The organism is Methanolobus zinderi (assembly GCF_013388255.1).
Taxonomy (GTDB): domain Archaea; phylum Halobacteriota; class Methanosarcinia; order Methanosarcinales; family Methanosarcinaceae; genus Methanolobus; species Methanolobus zinderi.
Window position 1 is genome coordinate 969,805 of the sequence record NZ_CP058215.1, and the last position, 20,211, is coordinate 990,015.

The window sequence follows — 20,211 nt, forward strand, 5'->3', positions numbered from 1 at the left end:
CATTAACTATCTATCTTCGTCTCCCTACCTCCAGTTTTTCTCACAATTTTCTTCATAACAGATATCTTTGAGATTTTTCCTTGGCTTTCTTGGCGAGCTGTCGCTACCCTTTGCAGGATGTCCGATCGCAATTACTGCCATAAGCTCCAGTGATTCGGGACAACTCAGAATCAAGTTAACTTTCTCTTCCTGGTTGAGTATCTCTCCCAGCCAGACAGCTCCGAGCCCCAGGTCACAGCAGGCAAGCAACATGTTCTGAATGGCTGCACCAATGGCCTGTACGTCCTTTGTATGATTGTACATGGTTTCCCGGTCTAGGAATACCGCTATCAGGAGAGGTGCGCTTCTGATCACCTTTGCATAGTGGGTACATCCCTCCAGCTTTTCCATGGTCTCCTCGTTCTGGATCACCATGAATTTCCATGGCTGGTTGTTCAGTCCCGAGGGCGCCCACCTTGCGGTATTAAGTATTCTCTCTATATCCTCACGACTTACCTTCTCATCTGTGAATTCTCTGATACTTCTTCTTGAGAGTATTGTGTCTATAGTTGCTGGCAGTTGAATACCTCCGGTTAGTTGCAATAAGCTATTGTAACAATTTATTGTAAGGTAAGGAATAAAAAAGGTGTGTAGACCATCTGGTCTACTTTTCGTTCAGTTCGCTGTTCAGCCAGGGCATCTTTGCTCTGATCTGTTTACCGACGACCTCAACAGGGTGCTCCCTGTCCTGTCTTTCCATGGCAGTGAGTACTGGCCTGTTTGCCTTGCCCTCGAGTACGAATTCACGTGCAAACTCACCATTCTGTATTCTATCAAGTGCCTCGTACATTGCTTCCCTGGAAAGCTCGTTGATGACCTTCGGACCTACTGTCATACCACCGTATTCTGCGGTATTGGATACTGAGTACCACATCTTGTCAAGTCCGCCTTCATGGATCAGGTCCACAATGAGCTTGAGCTCGTGACAGGTCTCAAAATATGCCATCTCAGGCTGGTAGCCGGCTTCGACAAGCACCTCGAAAGAGGTCTTAATGAGTGATGCCACACCTCCACAGAGGTCTACCTGCTCTCCGAAGAGATCGGTCTCTGTTTCCTCGCGGAAAGTTGTCTCGTATACGCCTGCACGGGTACATCCGACACCTCTTGCGTGGGCAAGTGCCATCTGCTTTGCATTGCCGCTTGCATCCTGGAATACTGCTATGAGGCCAGGTACTCCCGCACCGTCCTTGTAGGTCCTTCTGACAAGGTGTCCGGGGCTCTTCGGAGCTACCATGTAAACATCAATGTCTTCCTGTGGCCTGATCTGATTGTAGTGGATGTTGAAACCGTGTGAGAACACGATTGCATTACCTGCCTCAAGACCGGGTTCGATCTCACTGTAGTATACCTGTGACTGTACTTCATCGGGCAGGAGTATCTGTACGACGTCCGCAGCCTTTGCAGCCTCGGCAACTGTCATGACCTTGAGGCCATCGTCCTCTGCCTGCTTCCATCTCTTGCTTCCCTTTCTCAGACCGATCACAACATCCAGTCCGGAGTCGTGCAGGTTCTGGGCCTGTGCATGCCCCTGGCTTCCGTAACCCATCACTGCGATCTTTTTACCTTTCAGAACATCAAGGTCAGCATCGCTATCATAATACATTTGTGCCATTGTCTAGTACCTCTTATAATAATCTAAATATTTTTCCTATGGAAAGATTTGATGTTAATCTACTTTCAGCTTGAAACACCTTTCGCCCCTCTTCTCAGGGCGACCTTGCCGGTCCTGACCATTTCCCTGATCCCGAAGGGACGCAATAGCTGCTCGATGGCATCTATCTTTGATTCATCGCCTGTAACTTCTATTATCACGGATCTTGGAGCAACATCGATGATCCTTGCGCGGAAGATGTCCGCGATCTGCATGATCTCCGAGCGGTTGCTGACGTCAGAACTTACCTTGAAGAGAGCAAGCTCCCTTTCCACCGTTTCTTCGGATTTGAGGTCAGTGACCCTTATCACATCGATGAGTTTGTTGAGCTGCTTTGTGACCTGTTCTAAGACCTCGTCATCGCCTCTTACCACAATGGTCATGCGGGAGATGGTGGGGTCTTCAGTGACTCCCACTGTCAGGCTGTCAATGTTGTAACCTCTTCTTGAGAACATACCTGCGACTCTTGTGAGTACACCGTGCTTGTTCTCAACCAGAACTGAAAGTGTGTGTCTCATTCTTTCCTCTCCAGGTCAAGTATTTCGTTTATTGCAGCGCCGGCAGGTACCATCGGTGAGACATTCTCTTCACATTCGACTACAAAATCGATCACAGTTGGTCTGCCGGATGCGATTGCCTCTTCTATCGCAGGTCGCACTTCGTCGCGTTTGGTTGCCCGCAGTCCCAGCGCTCCGTAGGCTTCGGCAAGTTTCACAAAATCAACGCTGTCCTGTATGCATGTTGAAGAGTATCTCCTGTCAAAGAACAACTCCTGCCACTGCCTGACCATCCCGAGATATCCATTGTTGAATATTGCTATTATTACCGGAATGTTCTCCTGGACTACCGTGGCCAGCTCCTGGGAGTTCATCTGGAAGGAGCCATCTCCGGAAACATCAAAAACAACCTTGTCGGGCTTGCCCAGTTTTGCTCCTATGGATGCCGGAAAACCGTATCCCATGGTTCCGAGTCCGCCTGAGGATATGAAAGTTCTTGGTTCTTTGTACCTGAAGTACTGTGCAGCCCACATCTGGTGCTGTCCGACCTCTGTAACGATAATTGCATCCTCGCAGGCTTCTTTTATCTGCTCGATGATATACTGGGGCTTGATCCCATCGCATGTTGCAGGTTCGATGTAGTGCAGTGGATATTGTTTCTTCCAGTACTCGATCTTTTTAAGCCACTCTTCAGACTGTGATTTTTCAGCATATTTGAGAAGATTGGTGAGTATCCCTTTTGCATCGCCGACTATTGGGATGTCAACTTTTACATTCTTTGATATCTCTGCAGGATCGATGTCAATGTGGATTATCTTTGCGTTTGCAGCAAAGGACTTGAGCTTTCCTGTAACCCTGTCATCAAACCTTACACCCACTGCAATGATCAGGTCTGATTCCTGGATGGCATAATTAGCATATTTGGAACCGTGCATTCCGGGCATACCTATGAACAGAGAATGATTTCCCGGGAATCCTCCCATGCCGGTAAGTGTCGTGGTAACAGGTGCCTGGATCTTCTCAGCAAGCTCTTTGAGCTCTCCTGCGGCATCGGAACTAATGACTCCTCCGCCTGCATATATCACGGGGTTCTCTGACTTCTTGATCTCGGCTGCAGCTTTCTTTATCTGCTGGAGATTGCCGCGATAGGTGGGGTTGTATCCGCGAAGCTCCACCTTATCGGGATAATAGAACTCTATTTCCTCGGTGGTAATGTCTTTGGGAAGGTCGACCAGAACCGGTCCGGGTCTGCCGGTGGATGCGATGTGGAATGCCTCCTTGATGATGCGGGGCAGCTCTTTTGCATCCTGTACAAGGTAATTGTGTTTGGTAATCGGCATTGTGATGCCGGTTATGTTTGCTTCCTGGAAGGCATCGTTGCCTATCAGTGAACTGGGCACCTGGCCGGTAAATGCTACCATTGGTATTGAGTCCATGTAGGCATTGGCAATACCCGTGACAAGGTTTGTTGCACCGGGTCCTGAAGTTGCTATACATACACCAGTCTTGCCGGTCGCTCTTGCATAACCCTCTGCAGCATGGGCAGCAGCCTGTTCATGGCGTACCAGCACATGCCGGATATCCGAGTCATAAAGTGCGTCATAAATGGGAAGCAGGACACCTCCCGGGTATCCGAAGATAGTATCAACGCCTTCCCTGTACAGGCACTCGATGAGGGCTCTGGCGCCTGTCATTTTTCCAGTTGATTCTTTCATATAAATCCTCTGTATTATTTTTTAACTATTATGATCTGTGTGATACTTTGTTTATATAAGACGGTTTATTCCGTTCAGCATGGCCTCAACGGATGCCATTACTATGTCAGTACGTGCTCCCCTTGATGTGACCATCTTCCCGTCCTTTGAGAGTTTTACAAGTACTTCTACCAGAGCATCTGTGCCACCACTGATAGCATCTACATGATACTCTTCAAGCTGTACATCTCCAATACTTGCAACAGCCTTTCTGATACTGTCAACTGTTGCATCAACCGGTCCGTCTCCGATGCCTGCTTCCACAACCTCTCTGCCGTCTACTCTGAGCTTGACGGATGCGGTTGGAGTAACCCTGTTTCCGGAAACAACAGTGTATTCGTCCATGACGACCTTTGCTTCTCTCTGGATATTGAGTACGGTCTCGGCAATGGACTGCAGGTCAGCATCGGTTACCTTCTTACCGTGGTCTCCAAGTTCCTTCACACGGTCAAGTATCTCGTGCAGCTGCATATCGTCAACATCGAATCCCATCTCTTTTAATGCAAGTGTAACTGAGCTCTTGCCTGCATGTTTGCCGAGTACGACCTTGCGTTCCCTGCCTATGATCTCAGGCTTGATGGGCTCGTATGTGGAAGTGTCTGCCAGCAGACCATGTACGTGAATGCCTGCTTCGTGGGTGAATGCATTTCCGCCTATCAGTGACTTATTAGGTGCCACGGGTATGCCTGTCAGTCTGCTCACAAGCCTTGAGGCCTTGAAGATCTCTGTTGTATTAATGTCGGTCTTGCATTTATATAACCATTCGATGGTCATTACAACTTCTTCCAACGACGTATTACCGGACCGTTCCCCTATGCCGTTCATGGTCACGTGTGCCTGCTTTGCACCTGCCCTGAGGGCTGCGATGGTGTTGGAGGTCGCAAGTCCGAAGTCATCGTGACAGTGTATGCTCACAGGTGCGTTTACCGCAGAAGTGATATCTGTGAATATCTCTCCGGTCTTCTCAGGAACAAGCAAACCTACTGTATCACAGAAGCATAACCTGTCAGCTCCTGCATCTACTCCATCAGAGTATAATGATTTCAGGAATTCCAGATCAGCTCTTGAGGCATCCTCGCCACTGAGCTCCACGATAAGACCATGCTCCTTGGCATATTCGGTGGTTTCCATCGCCATCTTTCTTACGCTTTCTCTGTCCTTGCGTAATTTGACATTGATATGAAGGTCGGATACGGGTGCAACAAGGTGAATGGAATCCACATCACACTCAAGTGCATAGTCAACATCCTGCTTCATGATCCTGCAGTAGCTGCAGATCTCTGCATCCAATCCTTCAGCTACCACTGCTCTGATGGATTCGCGCTCACCTTCGGATGTTATGGCAGATCCTGCCTCGATCACGTTCACACCAAGCTCATCAAGCTTTGTGGCAATTGCCACCTTATCCTCGCTGGTAAGTGCTACGCCTGGTGTCTGTTCGCCGTCTCTGAGAGTTGTGTCTAAAAACCGGACATTTTCAAATAATATAATCCCTCACATTTTCTTGTCTGTTATCCAATAACAGCTTACAGGGATATTACGAAGTGCTATATATGTATAGCGATTAATCTATCACGATTTTACATGGGAGGGTGGACCTTTTGTGCAGAAGATTCAAGGTCCGTAATTTCTGCAACATCAGCAACGGACTGCGCCGCCTTCGGCGGTGTCGGTTGCACTGTTTTGTTGTTCAATCAAAAAAAGTAAGGGAATTAATCCCCTGATCAGAAATAGTCATTAACGTTCTGTATTGCCTTTGTCAGAAGGTCTGCACAGTACTTGAGATCGGCGACATCAAGTACTTCCACAGGTGAGTGTATGTATCTTGTTGCTACACTGAGCACTCCTGTGGGAATACCATCCCTTGTAAGGTGGATTGCGGTCGCATCGGTGGTTCCTCCGTCGCCCACGTCCATCTGGTAAGGTATATCGTTCCTGTCGGCAGTCTCCCTGAGCCATTTGAGTACCTGTGGGTTTGCTATGAGCCCGCGTCCGGATGCATCGACCACGGTGATAACTCCTCCTTTTCCGGTCTCAAGCACAGAGTCCTTCTTGTCAATACCGGGGTGGTCGCCGGGAATGGTTGTATCGATCGCGATGGCAACATCGGGGTTCAGTCCGTAAGCTGATGTACGTGCTCCTTTGAGTCCAACCTCTTCCTGCACGGTTCCAACAACATAGAGGGTTGCCTTGATGTCCTGTTCTGCCAGTTGCTTCATGGTCTCGATCACAATTGCACAGCCGGCTCTGTTGTCAAATGCCTTGCCTGTTATCTTGCCGTTTGCAAGCTTTTTAACTTCCATATCCATGGAAACCGGAGTGCCGACTTCTATGCCCATTTTTTCGGCATCTTCTTTGTCATTGGCACCTACATCGATGAACATATCATCTGATTTAATTGGTTTTTTCCTGTCTTCATCTTTCATCACATGTGGTGGTTTGGATCCGATGACTCCGGGAATCGGGCCGTTCTTTGTATGCACGATAACCCGCTGGCTATGTAGTGTCTGGTCGAACCATCCTCCGATTGTTACAAATCTTAAAAAGCCATCGTCATCGATGTATTTTACCATCAGTCCGATCTCGTCCATGTGGGCAGCGAGCATGATCGATGGCCCGTCACCTTTCTTAACTACTATTAAATTACCCATCTTGTCAGTTCTAATCTCATCTGCATAGGGTTTTAGTTCTTCTTCGAGAATAGCCTGGATATTTTCCTCACTGCCGGATATGCCATGTGCATTTGATAATTTTGTGATTAGCTCTTCCATGATAATCATCTCTTTTGATATATAATGTGTTTAACATATAAGCATTTTTGATTCGCACATTTACTTAGTAATATACTTATACTACAATTGTTCGAAATACAGATATACTTTTGTCTGCAAGTTATTTATCTGAATTGCAACCCCCTAATGACCTATTAATAATATGAATTTCTTTAATAAATAAGTTGTTTATGTATGTCTGGATTAGCTTTGTATATGAATCCGGCTTCCTTATTCAGGGTCTTCATTTACTGATCATAATGCCAATAGGACATACTAGGCCAATGATCTCCGAAATGAATACATTACTGAAGTCTGGAGTGTAACTTGTAATAATTTTTTATCGTACATATTTCCGTTATGGAATAAGTTTATCTCACAGTATGACCTAACAAAAACCGGGGTACATGCGATAGCGTGTATAAAGGGGCTGTACGTGTCTATAATGAAATTCATGACTATACGTGTATCTATTTCATGTAGTCTGTCTTATTGAAAAGTAAATTAATTGGTAATTTCCATGCCATATCCTCCGACTCATCTATTGTTCTACGGTTTCATGGTTCTTGTTGCCGGGACCTTTTTGTTATCTGCTTATAGCTTTGAAGGAAAACCGCGGATAAGTAACAGAAACTTCATGATAGTGGTACTGATAGCCGGTGCTGTGGGGAGTCTTCTGCCGGATGTGCCTGCGGTATGGAACCTTATACTGCATGGTAATCTCAGGCACAATATGGTCGGCCCAATGCCTTCCCATTCCATAATTTTCGGTATGCTGATCTCAGGTTTTATGCTGGGTTTTAGCTATCTAGTATACAGGAATTTCCGGCAGGCATTTTCTCTGGCAATGATCATAGCTGTGACCTTTGTTTTTCATCTGATCCTGGATGATCTTGAAGGCGGTAGTATCGCTTATCTCTTTCCTTTATATGAGGAGCCTGTCAGTATATTCGGTGCCAGGGTACTGGCTACGATCTTTGAGGTGCTTCGAAACGTATTTTGAGTCTCACTTCAGCTTAGGAGTCTGCAACTTTTATGTTCCAAATTGAAAAATTGTTCGTAGTATTGGATGTAAAAATAGAAAGAAATAGTTTTTCTACAGAGCCAAAGTTTGTTGATACAGCGTTAAATACATCAGGAAACTCACATTTGGAGATATAAAGTTGTAAGTATTCCAAGGGGAAATATATGCAGCATCAGCTAATGGCCTTGATTTTACTAAAGGAGTATTTGAAAACCGATTATAGAATTATTGTAGAACTTGTTTAATTGATGGATTCAGTTAGAGCCAATAAAGCAAAAGTGGAATTATGAACCTAAGTTTTACTGCAATTTATGCCTCAGTTTCGCGATTAAGCTCTTCAAGGATCTGCTCCATCCTTACTCTAAGTTCAGGAAGATCGTGTTCGACGATATCCCGGGTGAGTTCAAGATCGACACCGAAATAACCGTGAATCAGTTTGTCCCTGGTTCTTGCCATTTCACTCCATGGAACATCCCGGAAGTTTTCTTTAAACTCGTCCGGGATATTCTAGATGCTTCACCTATTATCTCTATCCTTCTGATAACAGCATCCTGCAACTGCACATCTTCGAGAAAGTCTTCTTTTTCCTTATTGTTAGTGAAATTCTCTATCTTCCCTATCGAGTCTATTATGTGAACTATAAAGATTTCAGGATCCTTCATAGTATCTTCACTTCTTCTTTAAGGACTCGTTCCCTTATAAGAGGAGTTATGGAATCATAAATGATGACCTCAACCTTCCTTTGAGCTTCCTTTTCAAGCTCCAGTTCTAATCTGGCAAGGTCGAACAAACCTTTTCTTCTCTTGAAACGAACAAGAATATCGATGTCACTATCCTCATCTGCCTCGTTCCTTGCAAAAGATCCGAAGATCCCAGCCCTTTCCACATCATTTTTCAGCAATATCGGGATTATAGTGTCTCTGTACTCATCTATCTGGTTAACAGTCATAAAATCACAGTTTATACTATATTAGTGATTATTCTTATTAAGTTTCGTGCAAGGCAATTCAAAATAAATGAGTCTCGAATAAAAATATAAGAACTCTGCCGCAGACGGCACTTTCCTTTGCTGCTGCATAATAAGTTCGATCAGTACGTATGATATAAGTATGGCTGGAAATCATAGCGTAAACGACACAATTCTCTCCCGCTTATAATAATACTCTCATAACTGATGAAGGTAATATATACGTTGTAAGCAATATCCTAAAATAAAACCATCACAGGTGCTTCAAATGCTTATTGAATACATCCATGCTGCTCTTGAGAATGCCAGGTATGAGATTATTGAAGACGATGAACCATATTATGGTGAAGTGCCGGAACTTGAAGGTGTCTGGGCTACAGGCAGTACCCTTGAAGAATGCCGGAGAAACCTTGAAGAGGTCATTGATGAGTGGATAGTTTTCAGACTCTGTAGAGGCTTTACACTTCCACCGGTAGGCAATCATGTGATCGAAGATTGTGGGGAAGCTGCAGTTGTCTAAGTTAGTTCCGGTTACGCGGAGAAACCTTGTGAAACGATTAAGGGAATTCGGGTTCGAAGGTCCTTTCTCTGGCGGAAAACATTCATTCATGACAAAAGGTGATCTTGTCCTGACAATTCCGAATCCTCATAAGGACAGAATAAGTGCAGGACTGCTTCAGAGATCCTAAAACAGGCAAATATAACACGGGAAGAATGGCTTGGTGAATAGTCTGTTCGAGTCTTCTCCATTTTCTGCATGTCCATCCCTAAGGTCTGTTCTGACACTTTTAATGAACGGGTTTTTAAATTTTTAAAGACACAACCACTCCGCCACAGGCGACACATTCCTTCGTTTCTGTACATAGTCACTAATTCAGCACAGGGTTACTGTACGGCATAGCAGACCAGCTTTGCACACTGTAAAATCACATTAGCGCCAGAACAACAAACCCTATCATAACAAAAACAGAAAAAACCACAAAGCTCAGAAAGTTCATCTTCGCTCTCTCGTATATCCCCTCTTCACTTCCAAGGCCCCTGAACAGCAGGGTAAAAACCTTCGGCAGCATCAGTATATACGGAACTATGGCCAGGATAAGTATCCATCCATCTGGAAACACATATGCAGCAAAGATCATGTTTCCTATGAGCAAAGCATGCAGGACCATCAGCCCGTATATACCGCTTCTCAACCCTCCCAGCCTTATAACAAGCCCGCGCTTGCCGGCCTTAAGGTCATAGGGCATATCCACCATCTCTCCGCCCCAGGCAAATATCAGCGTACTTAGGCCTGTAACCGGCATGATGGCAAGCACCAGCGGATGAAATGGTATTCCCTGGGCAGCCGCTCCAAGTAGAACTGCAAAGGGTCCGAACCCGAGCCATATCACTATCTCACCAAGGCCACGGTATGCGAATTTGATGGGCTCTGCAGTATAGTACTTGCTTAAAAAGGCTGCGGACAGGAAAATAAAGGCAAATATAGGCCAGAGCTCTCTCGCTGATATATACATCAGCCCGAGCGTCCCGATCAAACCCATCACAAGACCGCTTCTGGCTATTGTGAACATTTTCCCCTCAAGTGCGGGTTCTCTCACGATCACAGCGGATCCGCCGCTGAAGATACTTTTACCGGACTCCAGTGTATCGCAGCCCTGTCTGGTATCGTATATATCATTGTAGAGGTTCATGGAAACATGTATACTGAATCCAACAACCGCCGCAAGAAAAAGACCAAGGGGATCAAAACCGCCTGTAACGATCACGGCAATGGCCGTGCTTATGGTCAGGGGGACGACCATGGCCAGCAGCCCGTAACCCCTTATCATCTCATAAGTACTCGGACACTCATCAACCACCCAATCCCTCCGGATCACAAACAGAACTAAATAAATGTTTATTTCTGACAATAAAAGTATATCTCTGATCCGAAGACTTCCTATAAACGGCCCGCAAACCACAGCACTTCTATTAAATAAGAAATATTTTATATATTATATCCATGATAATTATCTGTTAAGCAAATCCCAGAACCTGCAGGTCCCCATGACTGAAAAAAACCCTTCTTTCCTGGAAAATACAGATGCCGTATCCGAGGTGATCGGAGAGATACTGCTGACGGCAGTTGCGGTGATCGCATTCTCTGTTGTGGCTGTATTCATATTCTCGCAGGCAGGACCCCAGGAAAAGGTCCATGCGGACATCCAGGGATGGGTGGGCGTGGACTCGGATACCATCTACCTGCGCCATGCAGGCGGGGAAGTCGTCAATGTCCTGCAGACCGGCATTCTACTGGACATCAACGGTACAAGAAGGCAGATCACAGCACAGGAGCTGGCGCAGATAAAAGGCAACGATAACTGGGTCCTGGGTGAGACAATCATGATCAACACTTCCGATCTCTGGACCTACGATATAGGTCAGGACGATAACATAGCCGTAACCCTGCTCGATACCGGCACAAACCTTGTCATCAAAAGCGGAACCCTGCTTGGAAGTGAGCAGACGGTAGTAACAACACCCGGAGGCCAGATACCCATAGCACCTGTACTCTCAGGCAGGAACCCTCCGACACCCTACCAGAGTAACACTTCTCAGTCTGTCACCTTCAGTGCATCCAGCAGCCAGGCCTCGATAAACGAGTTCCTTCTAAACGGACAACATGTGGCATGGTCCAATGGCACCTCACCCTCATACAACAATACAAGCGCTTCAACAGGCACATATAATCTCACACTCATAGCAAGGAATCCTGAAAACACCTCACTGGCAGATTCAATGGAATGGACATGGACAGTAGTAGACGTAAGTACAGGTCACAACGCTTCGGGGGTCGATATGCGCCTGCAGAAATCAGATAAGGGCGGTTACATTTCAGACGGGGACTACATTAGTTTCAGAACCACCACAGGTAACAATCACATCAAGATCGAGGGTGTCAATACCAATATAAAGAACAACAGGGACGTCATGCTGGTGATGAACGGCCAGCAGGATTCGGGCCAGATCTACATGAGCAATTCCGGAGCTCTCTGGCAGATCACTACCTATGACTTCAATGTTGAGTTCTATCTGGACGGCAGTCCCGTGGATACCGGACAGATTACTGAGATTTATATTGGCAGTGCAGAAAACCTTGAATCGACATTATCCTATCATCTCCCCTCACATCTCTCCCAGACCTATTTCAGTGAGAATGCTGGCAGCAATGTAATTATAGACTGGTCTCCTGACAATGACTCCGAGATCAGGCTTTACAATATTACCCCGACAGCAAGTTCAAACTTTAACATCCAGTTCGGTCCTGATAGTACGTATATGGACGGATTTGATGCGGATTATGGGATAATCTGATCAACTCAAATTTTTTATCTGGACAACAGTAATAGTGTTTCCTTAAAATAAATGGAAAAGGACTGTACCGCCTTTGGCGGATGGTCGGTCTATTTAAGATATTCAAACAAGCAACGACCTTACGGTCTCCCTCACACTTCTCTCGGATTCCCACTCAGGACTCCATCCGAGTTCCTTTAACTTTTCCACGGAAAGCATCATCTTTGGCACATCGCCTTTCCAGCCCCTTGAGCCGCCGGTGTAGTAGAACTTGACACTTTCAAGTCCCATTTCCTCAACTATGATCTCTCCTATGCGGGTCGGGTTGGTGGCATCCTCTGATCCGATATTGAAAATATTTACCTCATCATCGCTCTCGGAGACCGCGAACATCATTGCATTTACGCATTCTCTTACATGAAGATAGGACTTGGATTGCTTTCCGTCACCCAGTATCTCAAGCTCGGCTGGATTCTTCCTGAGCTTGGCTATAAAATCAACTATAATCCCATGAGTTCCCCTGTCACCTATTATATTGGCAAAGCGGAATATCCAGGACTGCATGTCAAAGGTGTGTGAGTAGGATGTGATCAGTGCTTCACTTGCAAGCTTGGATGCACCGTACAGGGATATGGGGGTCAGTGGTCCGTAATCTTCGGGTGTGGGGATCACCGTGGCCTCTCCGTAGACTGTGGAGGTGGAGGTGAATGCTATATCCTTCACACCATTTTTGCGCATGGCTTCCAGCAGGTTATAGGTGGCTGTAATGTTCTGGTCAAAATGCACCTTCGTATCCACTGCCCCAAGTCGCACATCGGGATTTGCGGCAACATGGAATACAAGATCCATACCCCTGCAGGCTTCTTCGATTTTCTTTTCATCCAGAAGATCTCCCTGAATAAGTCTGAATCCGGGATCATCCGTACTCTTTTCCAGAAATTCGAGTCTTCCGGAACTCAGATTATCAAAAACCGTAACTTTATTTCCCATTCTTACAAGTCTGTCAACCACATGGCTGCCGATAAATCCGGCACCTCCGGTGACAAGTATTCTTTGTCCTGATAATCTGTCTCCGACCATTTCAGTGCCTCTTTCTTAAACTAAAACGCTATTTTATGTATTCCTGTATATAGCCAGATATAGTGGTACCAGTACATATTTAAGTTTTATGAAATGCTAGCTGAAAATAGAATTCAGGAGGCTGGAATTCCAGTATCTGCTCTATCATAAAGGCAATTTCACAGAACCATATCGTGATCTTCATTGATGGATCAATGTGACTGATGACTGATGCTGGAAGCAGGAAATATGAATCAAGTTTGTTTTTAGAAATATGTTTATTGATATCTCACATAATCACAAGATCCAGAAATATATTTCTCAAATATGATACTTATTTCTTTTATGTGTCTGTTAAAGGCAATTATTTTTTTTATTTACTTGTTTTCATCATCATATCATACTATGCGATAATATTATTAATCAAAAACACATTTTGTTATATGGAGTGGATATGTAAGCACAATCTGATTGGGATTGCTGGTATCTCTGTCAGCTTATGGCTTGCATAGATATGTGATTTTGAAACCGTAAGAAGGGGAGTAAAGATGGGTATAACAGGTATAATACCTGCCTATAATGATGAAGCTAACATTTATGATGTCATCAAAAAGGCAGGGGTGTATGTTGATAATATAGTGGTGGTTGATGATGGGAGTACTGATTCCACCGCATATGTTGCAGAAAAGATGAATGCACATGTAATAAAACATGAAACACATAGAGGGAAGATGGAAGCACTCAGGACCGCCTTCAAATTCTCAGAGAAATTCGGTGATGGTCCTGTACTTGTAATTAATCCAAATAAATCCTATAATTCTGAAGAAATTCCCAAAATGATAGACCCAGTAATGTGGCTTGAAGCGGATGCAGTCGTAGGATACAGCCCATATCCTGAAGCAGGGTCAGATTATGATATACAGTCATTGATAGCAAATAATAATGGCAACGGTAATGGTAACGGAAACGTTTCAGAAATCGGAAGACAGCAATTTGTAAAGTATCTCTATGACAATATCGGTTATGCGGCATTCTCTTCCCAATCGGCAAATTTCATGAAATTCGAGCCGGATTCCCTGCCAATGGAACTCTCTCTTGTCAAGGATCTTGCAGATGCCGGTATGAGAGTAAAGGAGATCAATGTCAGTAAGGTCCGTGAACAGAATAAGGATGAACTGTACGATCATAAGATCGGGGTAGTGGTACCTGCCTATAATGAAGAGAAACTGATAGCAAAAACAGTTGGTGGTATCCCTGACTATGTTAACCGGATATATGTCATCAACGATGCGAGTACTGATAATACTGCCGGGGTACTGAACTCGATCAGGGACCCTCGTTTATCTGTCATCACACACGAACAAAACCAGGGAGTAGGTGCTGCAATCCTGCACGGCTACAAGCGGGCCCTTCAGGAAGATATGGATATTGCTGTTGTCATGGGTGGTGATAACCAGATGAACCCGGCACTTATGCCGGATCTCATAATGCCTATTCTCCGGGGCGAGGCTGATTATACCAAGGGTAATCGTCTAAAATCGGAGGAGTTTCGCGGAGGGATGAGCTCCTGGAGACTCTTTGGTAACTCCCTGCTCACTTTCCTCACAAAGGTCAGCAGTGGATACTGGCACATAATGGACCCCCAGAACGGCTATACTGCGATATCAAAGAAAGCCCTTTCAGGGATAGAAATTGACAAGCTTTACACTTATTACGGATACTGTAACGATATCCTGGTAAAGCTCAACACATTCGGTTACAAGACCGTTGATGTTTCCATGCCTGCCCGGTATGCTGATGAGAAATCGACAATCAAATATGGAAGATACATGACCAAAGTTTCGGTCATGCTGCTGAAGAACTTTTTCTGGAGGCTCAAAGAAAAGTACTCTATTCAGAGTTTCCACCCTCTGGTCTTCTTCTACGTCTTCGGTATGATATTCCTGCCTCTGGGTGTGCTTCTTTCAGCATACACTCTGGTCGGGGGCCTTGCAGGATGGGCTGTTCCGTCAAGCCTTCCACTGATAGATACGCTTCTGATCATAGCAGGTATACAGATGATTCTCTTTGCAATGCTTTTTGACATGAAGGAATGTTACAGGTCGATGGATATAGGTATCTGATACTGGTGCTACATATTCAGTATAGCATATAAAAAATAGGAGGTAGGGTTGACGGATATAAGTGATCCGTCAACCTCGTGTCTGATTTTTGTTGATGGTGGTACGACACACTTATGGTGGTGGCAGATAGTGTGCCGTTTACACACCGGAAGCTCCGGGAATCAGACTCCCGGGACTTCTACTGATTCATCGAAATTGTTGTTCTCAAATGTCAGGTTACTTCCGCTGGATATAATTTCCAGACCTTGGGTTGCACCTGAGATGGGCTTCATATCTTTTATACTGTTATCTTTAACAACAGTATTATCGGCATTTTCAAGGTTGATACCTGTTCCGCCGACTCCGGAGATATCGTTATTCTCAACGACGGCCTTTTCCACACTCTGCAGAACGATGGCTCCGTCGTCTGATATGAGCCAGTTGTTGACATCACGGATAGTGTTGTCCGAGACTATAACCCTTGATATTGGTTCAAGGACAGCTCCTCCGTGTCCGCCTATCACATAAATTCCGGAGTCCTGTTTCTGTCCGTTGGTGTAGCCCTGTATCTGGTTGCCTGTGATCTTCACATCATGCAGGGTCTCAGGGTAGCTTCCGTCACTTGTACTGTGGGAAACTGCGATAGGTATCTTGACGTCAGTGATGGTGTTGTCCTCTATGTAGATATTGTTGGATCCATGACTGTCGATACCTTCCCATACGGGGTTGTTCTCTATGTGATTGTTCCTGATATAGATGTATTCGGAATACTTGTAGGAACTTCCTCCCTTGGCGACTGCAACACCGTAGGAGTTTACATTTATCTTTCTGGTGTTTATATCCTTGAACAGGTTGTCCTCAACATAGATATTATTGGACTGCTTTCCTATCATAACACCAGCGTAACCGAAATCCAGGAACTCATTGTTCCTTATTGTGATCTCTTCGTTGGTGTAGGATGGTGAGCTGACATCAAGGTATACACCATAGCTTCTGAAGTTGGTGAATGTATTGTCTTCGATAAGACAGTTATTGCTGTTCTCGAATTTAATGAGTCCGACATCGCCGACAACCGGAAGGTATGCCTCGTCCGGATCACTGAGTTCGAATCCTCTTATTGTAACGTTAGTTGCATCTGTTATATTGAAGATACTGTATCCTCTGAGTACTGCATCCTTGCCTACCAGTTCAATATTTGATTTCAGTTCAATTGCTGAACTGATCATATATGTTCCGGAGTTGATCAGGATACTTCCTTCATCAACAGCATTCACTGCAGCCTTTATGGCTTCTACGTCGTTATTTCCTTCGTATATGAGCTCTCCGTCCTTTGTATGGACAGATGTTGTGGTGGTGTCTTTGGAAATGCTTACTGTGTAGTTTGATCCTTCATCGGCGGTGGTGTCGGCCGCTGAAGCAATTGCTGTTCCAAGGCTTAAACCAAGGACCAGACAAACCATTAAAAGGCTTGTAGTTTTTCTTCTTTTAACCATTTTAGACCTCTCAACTATTGAGTGTTAATAATCCGTTTTTGATTATTCAGGTCAGGCTGTCAAAAACAAAGTTATAACCCGATCTTGTCCTCTTGAAGAAAAACGTCATGACACTTGGGGACAGTGTCCGTTATTTCGTCAGGGGTCGAGTGGTGGTAACTATATTTTGTGACGAGCACCCCGATAATATACTCTATGGTATATATATTCTCGCAGGCACAAAAAAGGTTTTAAGTTGCTTCAATACGTATTTAGAGCCATAATATTGCTTATTTGATAATGAACATTAGTTACAAATACAATAAAAGGACTGAGTAAAAATTGCTCATCCTGATTTACTGAAAATTATCCGTTAAAGGGAACATATTTTCCAGCAAATAATTAATGAATAAAAAAGATAAGGTTGACAGGGAAAAAGCCCATCAACCATTGTTTTCAATTAAATACTACGTTCAGTGTATCTATGTCCTGCTGTCCCTGGGTATCAGTGACTGTCAGGGTAACCACATATCTGCCTGCTCCGGGGAATACATGAGATACAACTTCTCCGCTTGCATCTTCCTGAATTCCGTCCGAGGAATCAAAGTCCCAGGAATATGAAGCTATGCCTGTATCATCTATTGAACCACTGCCATCGAGCTCAAGACTGTTCTTTGAAGGTGCGGATACAATTCCCACAATAGCCACAGGTTTTTCGTCAAGGATTGTCTCGTTCATATCTTCTACGGTATCTGCAACTTCATCGGGAGTCTCTGGACCAGCATCTGAGGATACGGTATTGTTATCGATCACAGCATCCGGCACATTCTGCAATACGACAGCATTATCTTCTGACAGCCAGTTATTTCTGTCAGAGATCGTGTTAGCTGAGATTGTTGCTCTAAGGTAGGGCTTGCTGACAGTATCATCGCTGTTATTACCGCCGAATACCTTGATGGCCGGATATTCACTCTCTGCAGAGAAATTGCCAAGGATCATGTTCCCTTCAATGTTCAGGGTATGTACCGGTACCGGGTACCTGTCGTCTTCATTGATCTGGCCAATTGATATCGGTATCTTTACATCCGTTATCTCGTTGTTCTCAATAAAGAGGTAGTTGGCGCCATGGCTATCGATACCTTCCCATCCGGGGTTGTTCTCGATAGTGTTGTTCCTGATGTAGATGTATTCGGAGTACTGGTATTCACTGCCTGCCCTGGCAACAGCAATAGCAAAGGAGTGCACGTTCAGATTATTGACATCAATGTTTATGAATGTGTTTTCCTCGATAACTATGTTCTTTGCCTGTTTTCCAATCATAACACCGGTATAACCAAAGTCTAGGAATTCATTGTTCCTGATTGTTATCTGCCTGTTGTGGTCGGATACAGAGGTCGTTAAGAGGTTTACACCGTTGTCCCTGAAATTGCTGAAGACATTATCTTCGATCAGACAGTCCTCACTGTTAACGATATCAATTAGACCTGTGCTGCTGGCACGTGCCGAATACTGCTCCTCGGGACCGCTGAATGTGAATCCTTTGATTGTTACATTGGATACGTCGTTCAGCCGGAATATGTTATATCCTTCCAGGGTGGCATTCTCTCCGATCAGTTCTACATTGGATTTAAGTGACACAGCCGAGCTGAGTACATACGTGCCTTCCCTGAAGGTAACGGTTCCCTGCTCTACAGCTCTTATGGCAGCACTTACAGCAACATCATCACTGCTGCCATTGTATATCTCCTCGCCATTGCCTGTTTTAACGACTGTGGAGCCTGCTTCCCTGGATATGCTGATATTTGAATCACTTATTCCGGGGCTACCGCTTATTGGTTCAAAAACGGGTCCGTCTGTGTTGTCTGACGTGCGGGGTTCGGGTGGGGTGAGTGGTGGATTGACACTTGATTCAGCAGGTGTGGGGGCAGTCTGCACGTTGAGGCTCAGTGAACCTCCGAACTCTGAACGTTCCTCATTTATCAGGGTAGTATAATACGTATTACCTGAATTAGCATATCCGTGGTAATCCACAGAGCTGCCGAACTTGTTATCCCTGATAGTTGTGCTGAAACTTTTCCTGACTGCTGACATCTCTATACCCTTTGTGTAGCCTGAGATCTGCTTGAGACTCTGTATGTCGTTGTTCTGAACGACCAGATTATCGGCGTTCAACAGATTGATCCCTGTTCCTCCTACACCGGTGATCAGGTTGTTGTCGACAATACCTCCGTTTACGTCTCTCAGTACTATGGCACCGTCATCACTGACCAGCCAGCTGTTAACGTCCACGATTGTGTTGCCTGAGACGTTTATGTTCGTATATGGCTGCGCATAGTTACGCGCGCCCAGAACATGTATCCCCGAATGCTGTTTGTAAGGGGAGTTCATATTCCCTTTGACATAGTTACCTGTAATGACAATGTCATGGACCGGTAAGGGATAACTTCCTTCATTTGTCTGGTAGGAAACGGCAATTGGCACTTTACAGTTCAGAACCGTGTTGTCCTGGATGTAGACATGGTTAGCTCCATGACTATCGATACCTTCCCATATGGGACTGTTCTCTATCCAGTTGTGCCTGATATAGATATATTCAGAGTGTTTGTAAGAGTTACTTCCTTTTGCAACAGCGATACCATAGGCATTTCCGTTCACGGCCCGGGTATTGATGTTCTTGAATGTGTTGTCCTCTACATAGATGTAGTTGGACTGTTTTCCAATCATCACACCGGCATAACCATAATCAAGGAACTCATTGTCCCTTATGGATATCTGCTCGTTGCTGTGGGATGTGGAACTTACGGCCACGTTCACACCATAATCCCTGAAGTTGCGGAAAGTGTTGCCTTCTATGAAAACATTCTTGCTGTTCACGATATCAATGAGACCGGAGCCACTTGCCACGGACCCGTACAGCGCGTCAGGTCCTGTGAACTCAAATCCACTGATCCTGACATTTGTCGCACTGCTTATAGTGAACATCTTGTAACCTTTCAGTACGGCATTGTTCCCGACTAACTCGATATTGGACTTCAATGACACAGGTGAGCTGATCATGTATGTCCCTGAGTCTATCAGGATAGTACCTCTGTCTATAGCGTTGACTGCAGCCTTAATGGCTCCGACGTCACTGCCTCCCTGATATAGTACCTCTCCTTCACCTGTCTGGACAAGTACTGTACCGGAGTCTTTAGAAACGTGAATTGTGTAGTTCATTCCTTCATCGGCGGTGGTGTCAGCCGCTGAAGCAATTACCGGCCCGAGGCCTAGACCAAGGACCAGACAAACCATTAAAAGGCTTGTAGTTTTTCTCGTAACATCCATTTTTTGACCTTCTCAACTTGTGTTTTTCATTAAAAGTGTTTTTTTTGTAATTGAGGTCGACCTGTCAGGAATATGTTCATTTGTATGTATCGTGTTCTCCATACAGCCAGAAGCAAAGATTTTTCCAACCGCTGCCCACAAAAGAACAATATGATACATAGTATGTCATATTGTGACAAGCTACTGGACAATATACTTTAAACTATATATATGCTATC

The 20,211-nt window shown here is 44.9% G+C and carries 18 protein-coding genes and 1 pseudogene; 6 read left to right on the plus strand and 13 right to left on the minus strand.

Annotated features, from left to right (window positions below):
* Nucleotides 1–24: 24 nt before the first annotated feature.
* The 6 genes from HWN40_RS04830 to HWN40_RS04855 form a co-directional block, all read right to left on the minus strand.
* Complete coding sequence (locus HWN40_RS04830; RefSeq protein WP_176966288.1) at nucleotides 25–558, minus strand: nitroreductase family protein; 534 nt, start codon at nucleotides 556–558, stop codon at nucleotides 25–27.
* Nucleotides 559–643: 85 nt separating this feature from the next.
* On the minus strand, nucleotides 644–1,651 hold the full coding sequence (gene ilvC, locus HWN40_RS04835) for a ketol-acid reductoisomerase (protein ID WP_176964677.1): 1,008 nt from the start codon (nucleotides 1,649–1,651) through the stop codon (nucleotides 644–646).
* Between the two features lie 65 nt (nucleotides 1,652–1,716).
* Nucleotides 1,717–2,208 carry an acetolactate synthase small subunit gene (ilvN, locus tag HWN40_RS04840; protein ID WP_176964678.1) on the minus strand — a complete coding sequence of 164 codons (492 nt, stop codon included), beginning with the start codon at nucleotides 2,206–2,208 and terminating at the stop codon, nucleotides 1,717–1,719.
* A complete protein-coding gene (locus tag HWN40_RS04845) occupies nucleotides 2,205–3,902 on the minus strand; it encodes an acetolactate synthase large subunit (protein ID WP_176964679.1) in 1,698 nt (565 codons plus the stop codon). The genes ilvN and HWN40_RS04845 overlap by 4 nt, the downstream gene beginning before the upstream one ends.
* Before the next feature lie 51 nt (nucleotides 3,903–3,953).
* Nucleotides 3,954–5,432: a (R)-citramalate synthase gene (locus HWN40_RS04850; protein ID WP_176966289.1), complete on the minus strand. Its 1,479-nt coding sequence runs from the start codon at nucleotides 5,430–5,432 to the stop codon at nucleotides 3,954–3,956.
* A gap of 233 nt (nucleotides 5,433–5,665) precedes the next feature.
* Nucleotides 5,666–6,712 (minus strand): M42 family metallopeptidase, encoded by a 1,047-nt coding sequence (locus HWN40_RS04855; RefSeq protein WP_176964680.1) that lies wholly within the window; start codon nucleotides 6,710–6,712, stop codon nucleotides 5,666–5,668.
* A gap of 520 nt (nucleotides 6,713–7,232) precedes the next feature.
* On the opposite strand from HWN40_RS04855, the gene HWN40_RS04860 reads away from it, so the two are divergent.
* Both HWN40_RS04860 and HWN40_RS13705 read left to right on the plus strand, forming a co-directional pair.
* Nucleotides 7,233–7,715, plus strand: a complete 483-nt coding sequence (locus HWN40_RS04860) for a metal-dependent hydrolase (protein WP_176964681.1) — start codon at nucleotides 7,233–7,235, stop codon at nucleotides 7,713–7,715.
* A 146-nt stretch (nucleotides 7,716–7,861) separates the two neighbouring features.
* Nucleotides 7,862–7,978, plus strand: a pseudogene (locus tag HWN40_RS13705) (IS5/IS1182 family transposase); the annotation flags it as partial.
* Nucleotides 7,979–8,045: 67 nt separating this feature from the next.
* Here HWN40_RS13705 and HWN40_RS13630 read toward each other — a convergent pair.
* Genes HWN40_RS13630 through HWN40_RS04870 form a run of 3 tightly spaced genes read right to left on the minus strand, consistent with a single transcriptional unit; the run spans nucleotide 8,046 to nucleotide 8,685 of the window.
* Nucleotides 8,046–8,192 (minus strand): HepT-like ribonuclease domain-containing protein, encoded by a 147-nt coding sequence (locus HWN40_RS13630; protein ID WP_281361401.1) that lies wholly within the window; start codon nucleotides 8,190–8,192, stop codon nucleotides 8,046–8,048.
* Nucleotides 8,168–8,398, minus strand: coding sequence for a HepT-like ribonuclease domain-containing protein (locus HWN40_RS04865; RefSeq protein WP_281361402.1), 231 nt, complete (start codon nucleotides 8,396–8,398; stop codon nucleotides 8,168–8,170). Before HWN40_RS04865 ends, HWN40_RS13630 begins: the two co-directional genes overlap by 25 nt.
* The gene (locus HWN40_RS04870) at nucleotides 8,395–8,685 is read right to left on the minus strand and encodes a nucleotidyltransferase family protein (RefSeq protein ID WP_176964682.1); all 291 of its coding nucleotides are present in this window, start codon (nucleotides 8,683–8,685) and stop codon (nucleotides 8,395–8,397) included. The genes HWN40_RS04865 and HWN40_RS04870 overlap by 4 nt, the downstream gene beginning before the upstream one ends.
* 286 nt (nucleotides 8,686–8,971) lie before the next feature.
* Between HWN40_RS04870 and HWN40_RS04875 the strand changes: the two genes are divergently transcribed.
* Together HWN40_RS04875 and HWN40_RS13470 are read left to right on the plus strand one after the other, a co-directional pair.
* Complete coding sequence (locus HWN40_RS04875) at nucleotides 8,972–9,223, plus strand: type II toxin-antitoxin system HicB family antitoxin (protein WP_176964683.1); 252 nt, start codon at nucleotides 8,972–8,974, stop codon at nucleotides 9,221–9,223.
* Between the two features lie 28 nt (nucleotides 9,224–9,251).
* On the plus strand, nucleotides 9,252–9,392 hold the full coding sequence (locus HWN40_RS13470) for a type II toxin-antitoxin system HicA family toxin (protein ID WP_218165484.1): 141 nt from the start codon (nucleotides 9,252–9,254) through the stop codon (nucleotides 9,390–9,392).
* A gap of 237 nt (nucleotides 9,393–9,629) precedes the next feature.
* On the opposite strand, the gene HWN40_RS04885 is transcribed toward HWN40_RS13470, so the two are convergent.
* A complete protein-coding gene (locus HWN40_RS04885; protein WP_176964684.1) occupies nucleotides 9,630–10,562 on the minus strand; it encodes a prenyltransferase in 933 nt (310 codons plus the stop codon).
* 187 nt (nucleotides 10,563–10,749) lie between these two features.
* On the opposite strand from HWN40_RS04885, the gene HWN40_RS04890 reads away from it, so the two are divergent.
* A complete protein-coding gene (locus HWN40_RS04890) occupies nucleotides 10,750–12,057 on the plus strand; it encodes a type IV pilin domain-containing protein (protein WP_176964685.1) in 1,308 nt (435 codons plus the stop codon).
* A 102-nt stretch (nucleotides 12,058–12,159) separates the two neighbouring features.
* Here HWN40_RS04890 and HWN40_RS04895 read toward each other — a convergent pair whose 3' ends face one another.
* On the minus strand, nucleotides 12,160–13,116 hold the full coding sequence (locus HWN40_RS04895; protein ID WP_176964686.1) for an NAD-dependent epimerase/dehydratase family protein: 957 nt from the start codon (nucleotides 13,114–13,116) through the stop codon (nucleotides 12,160–12,162).
* A 527-nt stretch (nucleotides 13,117–13,643) separates the two neighbouring features.
* Here HWN40_RS04895 and HWN40_RS04900 point away from each other — a divergent pair.
* The gene (locus HWN40_RS04900) at nucleotides 13,644–15,218 is read left to right on the plus strand and encodes a glycosyltransferase family 2 protein (RefSeq protein WP_176964687.1); all 1,575 of its coding nucleotides are present in this window, start codon (nucleotides 13,644–13,646) and stop codon (nucleotides 15,216–15,218) included.
* 161 nt (nucleotides 15,219–15,379) lie between these two features.
* On the opposite strand, the gene HWN40_RS04905 is transcribed toward HWN40_RS04900, so the two are convergent.
* Nucleotides 15,380–16,657, minus strand: a complete 1,278-nt coding sequence (locus HWN40_RS04905; protein WP_176964688.1) for a right-handed parallel beta-helix repeat-containing protein — start codon at nucleotides 16,655–16,657, stop codon at nucleotides 15,380–15,382.
* 468 nt (nucleotides 16,658–17,125) lie between these two features.
* Entirely contained in the window at nucleotides 17,126–19,993 is a 2,868-nt protein-coding gene (locus HWN40_RS04910) for a right-handed parallel beta-helix repeat-containing protein (RefSeq protein WP_176964689.1), read from the minus strand.
* Nucleotides 19,994–20,211 lie beyond the last annotated feature (218 nt).

Bases quoted from the DNA above. Each gene is read 5' to 3' on its own strand.
- ilvC (WP_176964677.1), bottom strand. From the start codon at position 1,651: ATGGCACAAATGTATTATGATAGCGATGCTGACCTTGATGTTCTGAAA.
- ilvN (WP_176964678.1), bottom strand. From the start codon at position 2,208: ATGAGACACACACTTTCAGTTCTGGTTGAGAACAAGCACGGTGTACTC.
- HWN40_RS04845 (WP_176964679.1), bottom strand. From the start codon at position 3,902: ATGAAAGAATCAACTGGAAAAATGACAGGCGCCAGAGCCCTCATCGAG.
- HWN40_RS04855 (WP_176964680.1), bottom strand. From the start codon at position 6,712: ATGGAAGAGCTAATCACAAAATTATCAAATGCACATGGCATATCCGGC.
- HWN40_RS04860 (WP_176964681.1), top strand. From the start codon at position 7,233: ATGCCATATCCTCCGACTCATCTATTGTTCTACGGTTTCATGGTTCTT.
- HWN40_RS13630 (WP_281361401.1), bottom strand. From the start codon at position 8,192: ATGGCAAGAACCAGGGACAAACTGATTCACGGTTATTTCGGTGTCGAT.
- HWN40_RS04865 (WP_281361402.1), bottom strand. From the start codon at position 8,398: ATGAAGGATCCTGAAATCTTTATAGTTCACATAATAGACTCGATAGGG.
- HWN40_RS04870 (WP_176964682.1), bottom strand. From the start codon at position 8,685: ATGACTGTTAACCAGATAGATGAGTACAGAGACACTATAATCCCGATA.
- HWN40_RS04875 (WP_176964683.1), top strand. From the start codon at position 8,972: ATGCTTATTGAATACATCCATGCTGCTCTTGAGAATGCCAGGTATGAG.
- HWN40_RS04890 (WP_176964685.1), top strand. From the start codon at position 10,750: ATGACTGAAAAAAACCCTTCTTTCCTGGAAAATACAGATGCCGTATCC.
- HWN40_RS04895 (WP_176964686.1), bottom strand. From the start codon at position 13,116: ATGGTCGGAGACAGATTATCAGGACAAAGAATACTTGTCACCGGAGGT.
- HWN40_RS04900 (WP_176964687.1), top strand. From the start codon at position 13,644: ATGGGTATAACAGGTATAATACCTGCCTATAATGATGAAGCTAACATT.
- HWN40_RS04905 (WP_176964688.1), bottom strand. From the start codon at position 16,657: ATGGTTTGTCTGGTCCTTGGTTTAAGCCTTGGAACAGCAATTGCTTCA.
- HWN40_RS04910 (WP_176964689.1), bottom strand. From the start codon at position 19,993: ATGGATGTTACGAGAAAAACTACAAGCCTTTTAATGGTTTGTCTGGTC.